Genomic DNA, 14,501 nt, shown 5'->3' on the forward strand with positions numbered 1-14,501 from the left:
GGAAAAATGAAAAAGCCGCTTGATGATCCGATGAAGGGGAGGAGGTCCACATCAGGTCAATCAAGCGGCGTTGCTTGTCTATGCGGCTCTCTTCGTTGAAAGCCTGTAGAAGCTTCAATGCTTCCTTAACCTTAGGATGCTGGCTTCGATGCTGCAGTGCAAATAAAACGCGTCGATATGACCCCAATTATGCCGCAATGCAGAAAGTGCGTAAAAAATATGCGTTAATCCGGGGGTAACGCATAGGTCTTGCCATCAAAAAAGGCATCAGGTTCAAGAATCAGTTGCCCCCGCATCGACGCAATACTTGTCCGACAGGCCATGGTGCCCTCTGGTTTTGCGGATACCATAGGAAGGTCGGCGCCAAGAGGCGCAATATATTTGCGAAACAGGTCAGGCCGAAAGCATGCCGCCGCCGCACGCGCCGTTCCGGCTTGGTCTAACCAATGCAATGCCGCAATCTGCGTGCCAATCCAGCCCGCCTGACTGCGCCACGGAAAATTCGCGCCGCCGATAGAGAAGCGCAAAAAATTAGGCACTTTAACAGGTTCTGCGCCCAGCTCGGGCAATATTTCCCCTGACAGCGCCCGATCAATCGCCTCATCCGGTAGATCAAGGTGTTCCGACCGCGCCAAAATTTCGGCGGCCAGCGCGTGGTTTTCAGGGCGGTCCAACCATTCGGCAGCGCGGTAAATGGCCCGCATAAGCGCGCCAGTGGTTTCGGGATGCTCATCAGCCCAATTGCGCCGCACCCCCAAAACCTTTTCAGGGGCAAATTTCCAGATGCTTGCACCGGGCAAAATCAGCTCGGCGGCCCCGCTGTTTACCGCGACGGCCCCCCAAGGTTCGCCCACGCAAAACAAATCCAGATCGCCTGCGGCAACGGCATCGGCCATCAGATGCGGCGGCGTTGTGACCAGCGTAAACCGCGCGGCGGCATCGCCCATCCAATAGGAAAATAGCAAACGGTGCATGGAATAGGGAAACGGAACACCAACCCGCACCGGCCGGTCAGGGGTCAAAATCGAGGCCGAAATCAGGGCGCGGCGGGTGCCAATCGGGTCTAAAAACCCACCGTTCCACCCTGCCCTGCGCATTTTGGCAGCCAGCGCTGTAGATGCCCCTATCACTGTGCCACTTATGGACAGCACCATCAACGCATCGGTTTGCACCTGCTGCCCGCTTAACCCCAGCGTCATGGCAATCGGCATCGGGGCCAGCATATGCGCGGTATCCAGATGGCCCATCGCCAAAAGGTCACGCAACGCTGCCCAAGACGGCTGACGCAGCAGGTTGAGCGCAATCCCCTCCTCATCCGCAAAACCCAGCGTTTGCGCGATGATCAACGGGGCGCTGTCGACCAAGGACACATATCCGCAATTCAGTAAACGGCGGTTCATTTCAACAAATCCGTCGCAGTGATCAGGGCATCGGCCACGTCAATCACCTTGCGCTTTTGGTCCATTGCGGTGCTGCGCAGCAACGCATAGGCCTGTTCCTCGGAAATACCTTTGGCGCGCATCAACAACCCTTTTGCGCGATCAATAACTTTGCGATCTGCCAGCGCCTTTTTGGCGGCATCCAGTTCCAGCCGCAACTGGCTCATCATCTGAAACCGCGCAATGGCGGTTTTCAAAACCGGCTTAATCCGGTCGGGCACCAGATCACCAACCACATAGGCGCTTAGCCCTGCCGCCACCGCAGCACTGGTCATGTTATCATCCGATTGATCGACAAACATCGCAACCGGCCTGCCCTTTGCATCAGACGCAGCACTGACCTGTTCCAGCACATCACGGCTGGGGTTGGTTAGATCAATCAAGACGATATCGGGATTGATTTCGGTCAGGCGGCGCGCAAGGCCCAGCATTTCGGGCAGTATCGTTACATCAGACCAGCCGCCTTCGGTCAGCGCATCCTTGATGGCTGTGGCGCGGTTATGATCCGGTTCTAGAACAAGAATACGCAATGGATTAGGCATAACTGACTTGGTACAACTGCGCGCGCGCAATAACAGCATGGCCTGCGCTGCGGCCCCCTACAAAACAACACCAAGCCAACCACCGCACATATTGCAGGCGAAATGCTTAAAAATAAAGCAGGTCATCGCATGGGGCCTTGGGTGAAAACCGCCTTAAACCGCCATCATATGTGGCAATGCCCCGCCATATGTCTCGCGCAGGGCCTCGGGGGTAAACGCCTCGCTTATCGTCCCTGCGGCAACCACATGCCGGTTCAGCAGCAACACGCGGTCAAACCACACAGGCACCGAGGCCAAATCGTGGTGCACCGCCACCACCGCCGCACCTTCGTCGCGCAGGGCGTGTAACACCGTCACAATCGCGGCTTCGGTCTTGGCATCCACACCAGCAAAGGGCTCGTCCAGCAAATACAGGCTGGCCCGCTGTGCCAAGGCCCGCGCCAAAAACACCCGCTGCTGCTGCCCGCCCGATAAGGCGCCGATTTGCCGCTTGGCAAATTCCGTCAGGCCAACCCGCGCAAGGCAGTCCATCGCCCAAGCCCGATCGGCGCCACGCACAGGGCGCAGCAGGCCAAGCTCGCGCTGCATCCCCATCAACACGACATCAATCACCCGCACCGGAAAATCCCAATCGACCGAGGCCCGCTGCGGCATATAGGCGACCTTGGCGCGTACCTGTGCCAAAGGTTCGCCAAAAAACAGCGCCTCACCGCCCGCTTTGGGCACCACCCCCAAGGCGGCCTTAAGCAGGCTTGATTTGCCCGCCCCATTCGGCCCGACAATCGCCGTCATCGCGCCTGCCGGAATTTCGGCGCTGGCCTGATCAACCGCCATCACCGCGCCGTAGCGCACCGACAGCTTGTCAAATGTCAGGGCTATCATGCGCGCGCCACCAGTTTACCAACCAGCCCACGGTCAGGTGCCGCCGCCCCCAAGGCACGGGCTATCACCGTGATATTATGGTCCATCATCCCCGGATATGTGCCCTCATAGGTGCCATCTGCCCCCATCGCGTCGGAAAACAGCTCGCCGCCAATCACAACCTGATGCCCCTGCGCCGCCGCCCCTTCGACCAGCGCCCGCATCGCCCGCGCCGGAACCGAGCTTTCGACAAACACCGCCTTGATCTTGCGCGCGACCAGCATATCGACCAAAGCCCCGATCCGCGCGAGACCAGCCTCGCTCTCGGTCGAGATGCCTTGCAGGCCTTCGACCTCAAACCCGTAAGCGCGGCCAAAATAGGAAAACGCATCATGGGCGGTGACCAAAACCCGTGCCTCGGGCGGTACTTGCGCCAGCACCTCATGGGCATAGGCATCCAAGGCACGTATCTCGGCGCTATAGGCTGCGGCATTCGCGGCGTGCAGTTCTGCGTCATGCGGGGCCAGTTGCGACACGGCAGACTGCACCTGCGCGACCGCATCTAGCCACAAGATCGGGTCCATCCAGACATGCGGGTCGTGATGGTCGGCATAGCCTTCCCACGACAGCAGCCTATCTTTGGCGATCGCCTCGGCCACTGGCACCACTGTCACCCGCCGTGCGATATCGGCCATAAAATCAACCAGCTGCGCTTCAAGCCGCAGCCCATGCCACAGCACCAGATCGGCGCGAACCATTGCGGCAATATCGCTGCGGGTTTGACGGTAGCTGTGCGGATCAACCCCCGGCCCCATCAAAGCCGTAACCGTACCTGCGCTGATCCGGCGGGCCGCATCTGCGATCATGCCCGTCGTGGCCACAATCTGCGGGGCATCCGCAGCAAAGGCCAATTTGGGCATGGCAAGAAGGATGGGGGCGGCAAAGAGCGCCCGACGAGAGAGATGCGCATGTGTTTTCATACCTCACATGTATTGCGAACGACTCGCAAAGTCAATGAAGTTGAGAATCACTCGCAAGTAACTCCACTACCCTTTACGGCGCAAACCGGTTTCAACCAACATGCCGCGGCGCTTGGCCTCATAGTAATAGCCTTTTGCGTACCAACTCTCCGCCGTATCCTGACTGCCATGTGACAGCAGCCAAGCCCCGCGCAGATACTTTACCCCATATTTCAAATTGGTTTCGGCATCCAACAGCCCGCTTGGGTCGCCGCGATAGCCCATACCGCGCGCAGTGTCCGGCAACATCTGCATCAAGCCGAAATACGGGCCATTGCGGGCTTCGGGGCGGTGGTGGCTTTCCCGCAGAACAATGCGATGCACAAGCGAACGCGGGACCTGATAATGATCGGCGTATGTGTTGATCAGCCCGCGCAATTCAGGGGTTTCATTCGCGTGCAATGGCGGGTCAAATACTTGGTTTCCATAGCGATTGTGACCTTCGGCCCTTGGGCCAGTGCAGGCAGATACCAAGGCAATCGCCCCAAACAGGGCCGTGCGGCGCGTGATTGCAAACATTGAATTCTCCCTACGTCAACGCCGACTCATTAACTAAACAAGGGTTTTCTGGCAAATGCTGGATTTATAAGATGGCTTTTTTCCGCCTATGGGCTGGCCGGAACATCGTTTTGGCGAACACCATCAAAGCTGGAAAAACGGCCCTTGCCGAACATCCCTTAGCCTGATGCAGACAATTGAACTGCCTGCGGCTTTGCCTTAACGTCACGCGAGACAAGGCACTTTTGCATAGCAATTCAGGGGGAAGACAGATGTCAGATACGGCCCAATACGGTTTTGATACGTTGCAGATACACGCGGGCGCACACCCCGATCCGGCAACGGGGGCGCGGCAAATCCCGATTTACCAAACCACGGCCTATGTGTTTCGCGATGCCGATCACGCCGCCGCATTGTTCAACCTTGCCGAAGTGGGCTATATTTATTCGCGCCTGACCAACCCGACTGTGGCAGCCCTTGCCGAACGGATTGCAGCGCTTGAGGGCGGCGTAGGCGCGGTTTGCTGCTCATCCGGTCACGCGGCGCAGTTGATGGCGCTGTTTCCGCTGATGCAGCCGGGCTGCAATGTGGTCGCCTCGACCCGGCTGTATGGCGGCACCATCCAGCAGTTCACCAACACAATCCGCAAGTTTGGCTGGTCGGCCAAGTTTGTCGATTTTGATGATCTAGAGGCATTGGAAGCGGCAGTTGACGACAACACCCGCGCGATTTTCTGTGAAAGCATCGCCAACCCCGGCGGCTATATCACCGACATTCCGGCCGTGGCCAAGGTGGCCGATAAGGTTGGCCTGCCGCTGATCGTCGATAACACAACCGGCACGCCCTATCTGTGCCAGCCGATCAAGCTGGGGGCGACGCTTGTTGTTCACTCCACCACAAAATATCTAACCGGAAACGGCACCGTCACGGGTGGTTGCGTCGTCGATAGCGGCACGTTTGATTGGTCGGCCAGCGGCAAGTTCCCCAGCCTGTCCGAACCGGAACCCGCCTATCACGGCATCAAGTTCCATGAGGCGCTGGGCGGCATGGCGTTCACCTTCCACTCTATCGCAATCGGGCTGCGCGATCTGGGCATGACAATGAACCCGCAAGGCGCGCATTACACGCTGATGGGGATTGAGACCCTGTCTTTGCGAATGGCGCGGCATGTGGAAAATGCGCAAAAAGTCGCGGAATGGCTGGAAACGCACCCAGCCGTGGAAAAGGTCACCTATGCAGGGCTGGACAGCTCACCCTATAAAAAGCGCATACCCACGGTTTGCCCCAAGGGCGCCGGTGGGCTGTTTACAGTGTCGCTGAAAGGCGGGTATGAGGCCTGCGTAAAGCTGGTGTCAGATCTGAAACTATTCAGCCATGTGGCGAACTTGGGCGATACCCGCAGCCTTGTTATTCACCCCGCCTCAACCACCCACCGCCAACTTTCCGAGGCGCAGCAAGTGGCAGCAGGGGCTGCGCCAAACACGCTGCGGCTGTCGATCGGGATTGAAGATCCGGCCGATATTATCGCCGATCTGGAACAGGCTTTGGCCAAGGGCTAACGCAAAACCCCGCCCGTGGGTGCAAAACCTACGGGCGGGGCGCATTTTCTAAGCGCTGCTGGTACAGCAAAAGGCGTGTCGCTTATCCAGCGCGCAGCAGGTTGCCCAGCCGCTCAATCCCTGTGGCAATCGTCGCCTCATCCGCGCGGGAAAACGACAAGCGGATGGTATTGCGCCCCGACCCATCGGCATAAAAGGCCGAGCCGGGAACAAAAGCCACGCGCTGGGTTTGCAATGATTTTGCCAGTAACTCGGCCCCATCCATGCCTTTTGGCAGGGTGATCCAGATGAACATCCCGCCTTCGGGGCGCGTCCATTCCACGCCCGATGGCATATGCGTGGCCAAAGCGGCCAGCATCGCATCGCGCCGCGCACGATAGGCGGTTTTGATCTTGGCGACATGGGCGTCAAAGATTTTGCCCGCCACATCAGCAATCGCCATTTGGTTCAGCGTCGAGGAATGCAGATCGGCGGCTTGTTTCATTAGCACGATACGGCTGATGACCTCTTTTGCACCGCAAATCCAGCCCACGCGCAGACCGGGCGCAAGCGTTTTGGAAAACGAACCGCAATACAATGTGCGGCACGCCTCGATACTGCCCTTTTGCGCGATTTCCAGCGCGAGGATCGGTGGCACCGCCTCACCATCAAAGCGCAGGGATTGATAGGCGGCATCCTCGATGATCGCGATATCAAGCTCTTCGGCCAGTTTCAGCATGGACTCGCGGGTGGAATGGTCCAGCGTCTCGCCCGTTGGGTTGGCAAAATCAACCGACATATAGGCAAATTTTACGCGGCCACCCTTGGCTTCGGCGGTTTGCGCATAGTCACTGGCAGACCGGTTGCCGCGCGGATCAAGACGGTCATATTCCGGCTCATACGCATTGAACGCCCCCAGCGCGCCAAGATAGGTCGGCCAGCCAACCAGCGCCGTATCTTTCGGCGAAAGCATAAGTTTACCCAAATAATCAAGGGCTTGTTGTGACCCCGACGTGATGATGATGTTATCCGCATCACAGGGCACCCCGATACGCGCCATTTGCCCCGCGATCCAGTCGCGCAGGGGTTTATAACCTTCAGACACCGAGTATTGCAGCGCCGCCTCGGCCCGTGGGCCGCTAAGGATGTCGCTGATTGCGGTTTGAAATTCGGCGGCAGGAAAGAACGCGGGATCGGGGATGCCGCCCGCAAAGGAAATGATATCGGGCTGGTCGAGCAGTTTCAGCAACTCGCGGATTTCGGACGCCTTCATGCGGCTGGTCCGGCTGGCGAAAACATGGTCCCAATTCATCTGCTGATCCTTCCCCGAAATGGTTCGGGGAAGGAGTGGCGCGGATTTCGGGGTAAGTCAATAAGGCTGACGTAAGGCCAGCATTCGTTGCAGCGCGTCAGTTGGGCGCAAGCAACTGCCATGTGATCGTGACCGAGGCCGACACCGATATCTCGCCCCCTTCAACGGGTACGCTGGCCATTGCGGCGCGGACGAATTTCGGTTGCGGATCATAGCCCGAAGCCTCGGAAATCAAAAGGACAGGCCCCAGAGTGACACCCGCCGCAATGGCAAGAATTTCTGCGCGGTGGCGGGCATCAAAAACAGCGGCTTTGCGCGCGCTGTCAAGCAGAGGCGCAGGGGCGCTCATGCCGAATTCTATTCCGTTCAGGGTGTTTGCCCCTTCACCGATAGCGGCATCCAAAGTGGCCCCAAGTGCTGCAAGATCACGGACCCGTACCGAAAGCTGGTTAACCGCCGTATAGCCATCAATGCTATTTGCGTCACCGTTAGGGTTGTTGGTCCAATTGGGTTGCAACGACAGGCCCGAGGTTTGCAGATCACGCGGCGCCACTCCGGCAGATTTAAGGGTGGTCAAAACTTCGATCAGTTGGCTGGCGTTATCTGCCATCGCGGCGCGCGCGGTTTTGGCGGTTGTGGTGACCCCCAACGTGACTGTCGCCATATCAGGGGCGGCGGCAATTTCGCCGATGCCGGTGATGGTAATCTGGGCGGGCGGGGTTTGTGCAGCACTTGGGGCAGCAAAGGCCATAAAAAGCGGCAAAATCAGGCTATTGTAGGCACGCATGGTGGTTTCTCCTAGGTTTTGCGTCTGTCTTCAAGGGTATGGCGCGGGCAAAAAGCAGAGTCTTGGCGGAAACGGGCCGATCGCCTCGGAAAAATGGGGGCTTTTTCTTTCATTCGGCAAAAACCTGCTGTAGGACAATATTAACCTAGGGCGGAGCTTTCCGCACCTTTTCCTTTTGTGCTAGATCCGTGCAATGAAACCTAACTTCGCCCTGAATATCACCGATTCCGCAATAAGCCTTTTGCACCGCACGCCGCGCGGTTGGCTAGAGATTGGATCGGCAAACTTTGATGCCCCCGACCTGGATGAGGCGCTAGGATACCTACGCTCCTCGGCGTTGGGGTTGTCGCCGCATGGAATCACGACAAAGCTGATCTTGCCGCCAAGCCAGATTCTCTATGTCGAAGTCGAGGCCGCTGGCCCCGACAAAGCGGCGCGGGAAACGCAGATCCGTGCGGCACTGCAAGACCGCACCCCCTATGCGGTTGACGATTTGGTATTTGATTGGTGGGGCGCTGGCCCCAATATCAAGGTTGCCGTTGTTGCGCGCGAAACTTTGGAAGAGGCCGAAGCCTTTGCCGAGACCCATCGGTTCAACCCCGTCTCATTTGTGACGACCCCTGCCGAAGGGCAGTTTGCGGGCGAGCCTTGGTTTGGCGTCACCAAACTCTCCACCTCAATTTTGCCTGAGGGTGAAAAGGTGACACGCGACCAAGACCCCGTAAAGGTGGTTGCGCGCGACATACCAAAGGCCGAGGTTTCTGCACCTCAAGCGGCTGACGAGCAAGCTCCAGCTGCTGATGGCAAAGTAGATGACAAAATAACCAACGAAGATGCGGAAAAAACCGCAGAGGACGCGGCGGCGCAAGCCACAGCCAAGGCCGAAGCAACAGCAAAATCCTCGGCCGACGCAAAAGCGAAAGCAATGGCTAAGGACATTGAAGACGCAAAGGTAAAAGCCCTCGCCGCCCAAAAACAGGCCGCAGAAGAACAGGCTGCCGAAAAAAGAGCCGCTGAAAAACAAGCGGCCGATGCATTAAAAGCAGAACAAGACCGCGCAGCCGCCGAAATGGCCGAAGCCGCGCAAAAAGCCAAAGACGACGCCGAAAAACGCGCCGCAGCCGAAGCGGCTGCCATAGCCGAGGCCGAGTCGATCCGCAAAACCGAGGCTGCAAAGGCCGAGTTGGAGCGTCGGGCACAAGAGCTTGCGCAGGCCGAAGCCAAACGCATGGTCGTGGACGCGGAAAAGGCCAAAGCCGACCAGCTTGCCCGTGAAAAAGCCAAAGCTGCGTTGATTGAAGCGGAACGCAAGCGCACCGACTTAGAGCGCGTGGCCGCCGAATCCTCTACCACGAGTTTCGATCCGTTTACCGGCGTGATCGACCAAAATATTGGCGATGGGACAGGCCGCCTGGCCGAAGAAACCGAGCAAGAAGCCACAAGAGCACTTGGAATGGCTGCGTTTGCAAGTCGGCGTGCTGAAGCCGCATCTGCGGCGCCATCGCTTGGCCCGGCTGCTGTCGCGAACCTCGCCAAAGAGCTGACCGCCGCATCTAAGTCCAATGCATCGCAGTCTAATAATGTGAATCCCGGCCTGACAGCGAGAAAGCCCGACGCCCTCGCTGCGCCAATGGTGACATCTGTTGCGGCGGCGAAACCTGCGGTAACGCCTGCTCGGGCCCCTGCACTAACGCCCCCGCAATCTGCCGCAACATCCGCAAGACCGGCATCAACAAAGCCACTTAACGGAACAGCCGCTTTTGCGACTGGCGCAAAAGCCGAAATGCCAAAGCCTGCAATAGATGCCATCGCGGCTGCAAAGGTAACAGCTGCGCGCATCCCCGGGGCTGGTGCCGCGTTGGCCCGTTTCAAGTCAAAGGCACAAAAAAGCGTTACAACGGCGGCGGGACAAGCCAAAAGACAAGCGGCATTCGCCAAGCCAACTGGGACCAAACCGATCGGCGCCAAGTCGATTGGGGCCAAATCAGCTGAGACAAATACCGCTTTTGACAAAAGTGTGGGCGCGCTTGCTGCCAAAACGGCGCCGCGACGGGGTAAGCCCCGCTTCCTTGGCCTTATTTTGACACTTATTTTGCTGGCCGCACTTGCAGGCATCGCGGCATGGTCTTCGCTTTACCTGTCGCGTGATACGGACGCGCCAGAAACCGTACAGCAGGCCGATGCAACGGCGGCGCCCGCTGACGGCCCATTGTCCGGCGACGTTGCAGCAGACGGACCTGCGGCAGATGTCGTTACACCTGCCGAAGCCCAAGCTGAAGCCGAGGCCGAGTTGCCACCAGCCGATGAGGTTGCCGCAACCGTTCAGCCCGACACACAACCACCGGCTGCCGAAATGATTGCAGGGGCAGACCTTGCCGAAACTGGCGCGGCCCTTGCTGGGGCCGAGGGCAATGCGTCGGCCGAAGGGTCGGGCCTTGGCCAGCAAGACGAGATTGTTCTGGCGACAACAGATCAGGCGCAGCCAAGCTTCGACGCAGTTGCTTTGCCACGCCCGATCTCTCGGCCCGACACGGCCCCCACACCTGCCACAGCGCCCCCGCCCTTTGGCACGCAATATGAGTTTGAGCCTGACGGAACCATCAAAGCGACCGAAAAAGGTGTTATCATGCCAGACGGATTTTGGCTGATCGCAGCCAAACCGCCAGTGCTTCCCCCTGCCCGTCCGGCCGCGATTTCTGACCCTGTGAGTGCAGCGCCGCCCAATGCCACATCCGACACAGCGGGTGACGCTGCGAATGCAAGCACAGCAGGGATTTTGAGGACGGAGGGCATGGGCCCTTCTTCTGCTTTTGCGACGGACGCAACGGTTACGAACCGGCGCCCGAAAGGCAGATCGACGGTGCCTGCGCTGGCGGTCCCCGATGACGATGCGGCCTTGGCAACAGAAGATCAAGCCGTGGTTCGCTTGACCAGCCTGCGCCCGATTGCACGGCCAAAAACGGTTTTGGCAGCCGCTGAAGAGGCCCGCCAAGCGGTTGAAGCCGCTTCTTTGGCCGCCAAAGCCGCAGCCGCAGCCGCAGCCGCAGCAGATGAAAAGACCGCGCAAGAACAGATTGGGCAAGATAGCGTGATGACGGTTGCACTGTCTCCGCGCCCCGCTGCCCGACCACGTGATTTTTCAGGCGCTGTTGAGGCCGCGATCGCCGCAGCCTCACGCGATTCTACCCGCCAAGTCGTAGCGCCCCAAGCTGTGCCAGAGCCGGAAGAGGCCGATGAGCCCGAGGTTAAAGTCGCTGCCGCACCACGCATTCCGACCCATGCCAATGTCGCCCAACAAGCGACGTTCAAGAATGCGATCAACCTGTCAAAGACCAACCTGATCGGGGTTTATGGCGCAAAGAGCAATCGCTATGCACTGATCCGTAGCGCTTCGGGGCGGTATTCGAAAGTTAAGGTCGGTGACCGCTTGGATGGCGGAACGGTTGCGGCGATTACAAACACTGAAGTGCGCTATAAGAAGGGCAGCCGCATGCTCTCGCTTTCGATGCCGAACGGTTAGAGCGCTTAGGCTTTGCCTCAAGGTGCCTTACAAATGGGTGCTGAACGCCGGGTTAAATTGAATACATTTATAACGTTCAGGCTGATTACGTTTTTAGAAAAACGCCAACACAGATGCCGGTTTTGAAATGCACTTATTTTGCGGTGGCTGTTTGGGCATGGAGATCAAATTTCGGGCCACGCCTTAATCCATCCATGGCACTGCGTTGGCCCGCCTCGTCCGCGCTTCATGGATAGGGATGTCAACCAATTTGCGCGCGGGCTACGGTTTGGCTAGGCGCATTCGAACCCATAGGCCGTGCAAGGTTTTTCGTCAAAATGCGATTCCGAACTGCCGAATGAAGGAATGGCCAGTGAAATCCTACAGCCTCGTTACAAAAGTTTATAGCAATTATACTCGCATTTCTGCGTATAATTCTGTAGGCTTAGGGTAAGTTGCGCGTGAACTGCGCATTTATTAAACTTTTTCTGCGGGGTTTGCGCATTGCTGGATGATCTTGATGCCCGGCTTTTAAGCGAAGTTCAAAAAGACGCCATGCTAACGGCCCAAGAGCTGGGCGAACGGCTGCATTTGTCCGCATCGCAAGCGGGGCGGCGGCGCCAAAGGTTGGAGGCAGAGGGTTATATTACCGGCTATACGGCACGTCTCGCCCCCGATCGCGTAGGCCTGACGGTGCAAGCTTTTGTGCAAATTCAAATGGCGACGCATGCGACCGATGGTGCGCACAGTTTTGCCAACCTTATTTCCGCGCGCCCCGAAATTATCAGCGCCTGGACCTTGACGGGTGAGGCGGATTACCTGCTGCGGGTGTGGTGCGCTGATTTAGCTGCACTTAACAGGTTGATTCATCAGGTTTTACTGCCCCACCCTTCGGTTTCGCGCGCGCAAAGCCAGATTGTAATGGACCAATTCAAACCCGATGCAGCCCTGCCCACATAAGGGCCCGACGTCCCCCCCTCGGCCCCAATTAAGCGACCCAAAGGATAAAAATGGAAAGTTTTCTGCTTCAGGCTTCAATCTATCTTGGCGCGGCTGTGTTGATCGTGCCCTTGGCGGTGCGGCTTGGGCTGGGGTCGGTTCTAGGCTATTTAGCGGCAGGAATTTTGGTCGGGCCAATCATGGGCCTTGCCGGCACCGAAACCGCCGATTTACAGCATTTCGCCGAGTTTGGCGTGGTGATGATGCTGTTTCTGATCGGGCTAGAGCTGGAGCCTCGCGCGCTGTGGGATATGCGGCACAAGCTGATCGGATTGGGCGGTTTGCAGGTCGTGCTAACCACTGGGGCGATTGCAGCGGTTGCCAACTGGCTGGGGTTCAGCTGGCAAATCGGGCTGACGCTGGGGATGCTATTCTCGCTCTCCTCGACCGCTATCGTATTGCAAACATTATCAGAAAAGAACCTGATGCGCACGGGCGGCGGGCGGGCAACATTCGCGGTGCTGCTTACCCAAGATATCGCGGTTGTCCCAATTTTGGCGATTATCCCGCTTTTGGCGATCAGTGGCACAGGCATGCCCGAAGGCATAACCGCAGCCACATTTGGCATCAACAACGGCCATCCGGCGCCCGATGCACATGCCGCCACAGGTGCTGCCGAGCCGTTGTTGACGCTCGTGCAATCCTTGCCCGGTTGGGCCGTGACCTTGATGACCTTGGGAATCGTTGTTGGCATTATGCTGGTAGGGCATTTTCTAACGCGGCCAGTGTTTCGCTTTGTGCATGCCTCACGCCTCCCCGAAATGAGCACGTTTATTTCTTTGCTGATGGTGTTGGGCATTGCGTTTTTGATGATGCTGGTCGGATTGTCACCTGCTTTGGGCACGTTCATGGCCGGTGTCGTTTTGGCCAACTCCGAGTTTAGGCATCAGCTAGAGGCGGATATTCAGCCCTTCAAGGGCATCCTGATGGGCCTGTTTTTCATCACAGTCGGGGTCGGCATCAACTTTGACGTGCTGCTGGCAAACCCGTTCTTAGTGGTCGCGCTGACGCTTGCAGTTATTGCGCTGAAGGTTGCGGTTTTGCTGCTGCTATCGGTGATATTTAAGGTCCGCGGCCATAACCGTTGGCTCTTTGCCTTGGGGCTGGCGCAGGCGGGTGAGTTTGGGTTCTTGCTGGTCAGCTTTGCGCGCAAGCAATCTATCCTGCCGTCGTCGATTGCCGAAATTGTTCTGCTTATCATCAGCTTGTCGATGCTGCTGACGCCTGCCCTGTTTATCGGCTATGAAGCGCTGGCCAAGCGGATGAAAAGCCGTGAAAAGGAAGATCCGGCAGATCTAATTGATGAGCAAGGCCGCGTTATCATTGCAGGCGTTGGCAGGTTTGGCCAAACCGTTAACCGTTTGGTGCGGATGAGCGGTGGATCTACGGTCGTGCTAGACAGCGATATGGGCGCGATTGAACAGATGCGACGCTTTGGCGCCAAGGGATTTTTTGGCGACCCGACACGCCCCGAGCTGTTAGAGGCGGCGGGCTTGTCCGAGGCGACCGTGCTGGTCGTGGCTGTCGATAACCAAGAAAACGCGCTAAAGATTGTCGCCCATGCCCGTAAACAGCGCCCCGATTTGCACATCATCGCGCGGGCCTATGACCGCCCGCATGTGTTTGCGCTTTATAAGGCCGGGGCAAATGACATTGTGCGCGAAACCTATGACAGCTCGGTCCGCGCAGGGCGCTATGTGTTGGAAAATATCGGCTTTACCGATTATGAGGCCGCCAAGATGACGCAAACCTATTTCAAGGTCGAACGTGCAGCACTGCGCGATTTGGCCGAGCTGTGGGTTCCGGGTCAGCCAGTCCATCTGAACGATGCCTATGTTGCGCGTGCCGTCCAACTGGAACGCGATCTGGCCGATGCCATGAGCCGTGATCTGGATGAAACCCGCGCCAATCTGGATGCCGCAGAATAGTCAAAACCCAATAGACCAAACCCGCTTTCTGTTCGGTTCAAATATCCTCAGGGGGTGAATTTTCCGTCGGGAAAAGAGG

At 57.9% G+C, this 14,501-nt stretch carries 11 protein-coding genes; 4 read left to right on the top strand and 7 right to left on the bottom strand.

Annotated elements, in window-relative coordinates:
- Positions 1-224 precede the first annotated feature (224 nt).
- From ACEN2J_RS01595 to ACEN2J_RS01615, 5 genes are all read right to left on the bottom strand, one after another.
- Entirely contained in the window at positions 225-1,400 is a 1,176-nt protein-coding gene (locus ACEN2J_RS01595; protein ID WP_442102727.1) for a CmpA/NrtA family ABC transporter substrate-binding protein, read from the bottom strand.
- Entirely contained in the window at positions 1,397-1,981 is a 585-nt protein-coding gene (locus ACEN2J_RS01600) for an ANTAR domain-containing response regulator (RefSeq protein WP_442102729.1), read from the bottom strand. Before ACEN2J_RS01600 ends, ACEN2J_RS01595 begins: the two co-directional genes overlap by 4 nt.
- 153 nt (positions 1,982-2,134) lie before the next feature.
- Positions 2,135-2,863: a metal ABC transporter ATP-binding protein gene (locus tag ACEN2J_RS01605; RefSeq protein ID WP_442102730.1), complete on the bottom strand. Its 729-nt coding sequence runs from the start codon at positions 2,861-2,863 to the stop codon at positions 2,135-2,137.
- On the bottom strand, positions 2,860-3,822 hold the full coding sequence (locus ACEN2J_RS01610; protein WP_442102732.1) for a metal ABC transporter solute-binding protein, Zn/Mn family: 963 nt from the start codon (positions 3,820-3,822) through the stop codon (positions 2,860-2,862). The genes ACEN2J_RS01605 and ACEN2J_RS01610 overlap by 4 nt, the downstream gene beginning before the upstream one ends.
- Before the next feature lie 66 nt (positions 3,823-3,888).
- Positions 3,889-4,380, bottom strand: coding sequence for a transglycosylase SLT domain-containing protein (locus ACEN2J_RS01615; RefSeq protein WP_442102734.1), 492 nt, complete (start codon positions 4,378-4,380; stop codon positions 3,889-3,891).
- 251 nt (positions 4,381-4,631) lie between these two features.
- Between ACEN2J_RS01615 and ACEN2J_RS01620 the strand changes: the two genes are divergently transcribed.
- Complete coding sequence (locus ACEN2J_RS01620) at positions 4,632-5,918, top strand: O-acetylhomoserine aminocarboxypropyltransferase/cysteine synthase family protein (protein WP_442102736.1); 1,287 nt, start codon at positions 4,632-4,634, stop codon at positions 5,916-5,918.
- Between the two features lie 82 nt (positions 5,919-6,000).
- On the opposite strand, the gene ACEN2J_RS01625 is transcribed toward ACEN2J_RS01620, so the two are convergent.
- Both ACEN2J_RS01625 and ACEN2J_RS01630 read right to left on the bottom strand, forming a co-directional pair.
- A complete protein-coding gene (locus tag ACEN2J_RS01625) occupies positions 6,001-7,209 on the bottom strand; it encodes an aminotransferase-like domain-containing protein (protein ID WP_442102738.1) in 1,209 nt (402 codons plus the stop codon).
- Positions 7,210-7,306: 97 nt separating this feature from the next.
- Positions 7,307-7,996, bottom strand: a complete 690-nt coding sequence (locus ACEN2J_RS01630; protein WP_442102740.1) for an SIMPL domain-containing protein — start codon at positions 7,994-7,996, stop codon at positions 7,307-7,309.
- Between the two features lie 193 nt (positions 7,997-8,189).
- Between ACEN2J_RS01630 and ACEN2J_RS01635 the strand changes: the two genes are divergently transcribed.
- The 3 genes from ACEN2J_RS01635 to ACEN2J_RS01645 all read left to right on the top strand — a co-directional run bounded on the left by ACEN2J_RS01635 (position 8,190) and on the right by ACEN2J_RS01645 (position 14,422).
- Positions 8,190-11,516, top strand: coding sequence for a hypothetical protein (locus ACEN2J_RS01635; protein WP_442102742.1), 3,327 nt, complete (start codon positions 8,190-8,192; stop codon positions 11,514-11,516).
- A 483-nt stretch (positions 11,517-11,999) separates the two neighbouring features.
- A complete protein-coding gene (locus ACEN2J_RS01640) occupies positions 12,000-12,455 on the top strand; it encodes an Lrp/AsnC family transcriptional regulator (RefSeq protein ID WP_442102743.1) in 456 nt (151 codons plus the stop codon).
- Between the two features lie 50 nt (positions 12,456-12,505).
- Positions 12,506-14,422, top strand: a complete 1,917-nt coding sequence (locus tag ACEN2J_RS01645) for a cation:proton antiporter domain-containing protein (protein ID WP_442102745.1) — start codon at positions 12,506-12,508, stop codon at positions 14,420-14,422.
- The last annotated feature ends 79 nt before the right edge of the window (positions 14,423-14,501 follow it).

Origin of the sequence: Pseudorhodobacter sp. W20_MBD10_FR17 (genome assembly GCF_052119765.1) — a bacterium.
Taxonomy (GTDB): domain Bacteria; phylum Pseudomonadota; class Alphaproteobacteria; order Rhodobacterales; family Rhodobacteraceae; genus Pseudorhodobacter.

What these genes read in the sequence shown, in the direction of transcription:
- ACEN2J_RS01610 (WP_442102732.1), bottom strand. Translation starts at nt 3,822, where the DNA reads ATGAAAACACATGCGCATCTCTCTCGTCGGGCGCTCTTTGCCGCCCCC.
- ACEN2J_RS01630 (WP_442102740.1), bottom strand. Translation starts at nt 7,996, where the DNA reads ATGCGTGCCTACAATAGCCTGATTTTGCCGCTTTTTATGGCCTTTGCT.
- ACEN2J_RS01600 (WP_442102729.1), bottom strand. Translation starts at nt 1,981, where the DNA reads ATGCCTAATCCATTGCGTATTCTTGTTCTAGAACCGGATCATAACCGC.
- ACEN2J_RS01595 (WP_442102727.1), bottom strand. Translation starts at nt 1,400, where the DNA reads ATGAACCGCCGTTTACTGAATTGCGGATATGTGTCCTTGGTCGACAGC.
- ACEN2J_RS01635 (WP_442102742.1), top strand. Translation starts at nt 8,190, where the DNA reads ATGAAACCTAACTTCGCCCTGAATATCACCGATTCCGCAATAAGCCTT.
- ACEN2J_RS01615 (WP_442102734.1), bottom strand. Translation starts at nt 4,380, where the DNA reads ATGTTTGCAATCACGCGCCGCACGGCCCTGTTTGGGGCGATTGCCTTG.
- ACEN2J_RS01620 (WP_442102736.1), top strand. Translation starts at nt 4,632, where the DNA reads ATGTCAGATACGGCCCAATACGGTTTTGATACGTTGCAGATACACGCG.
- ACEN2J_RS01625 (WP_442102738.1), bottom strand. Translation starts at nt 7,209, where the DNA reads ATGAATTGGGACCATGTTTTCGCCAGCCGGACCAGCCGCATGAAGGCG.
- ACEN2J_RS01645 (WP_442102745.1), top strand. Translation starts at nt 12,506, where the DNA reads ATGGAAAGTTTTCTGCTTCAGGCTTCAATCTATCTTGGCGCGGCTGTG.
- ACEN2J_RS01605 (WP_442102730.1), bottom strand. Translation starts at nt 2,863, where the DNA reads ATGATAGCCCTGACATTTGACAAGCTGTCGGTGCGCTACGGCGCGGTG.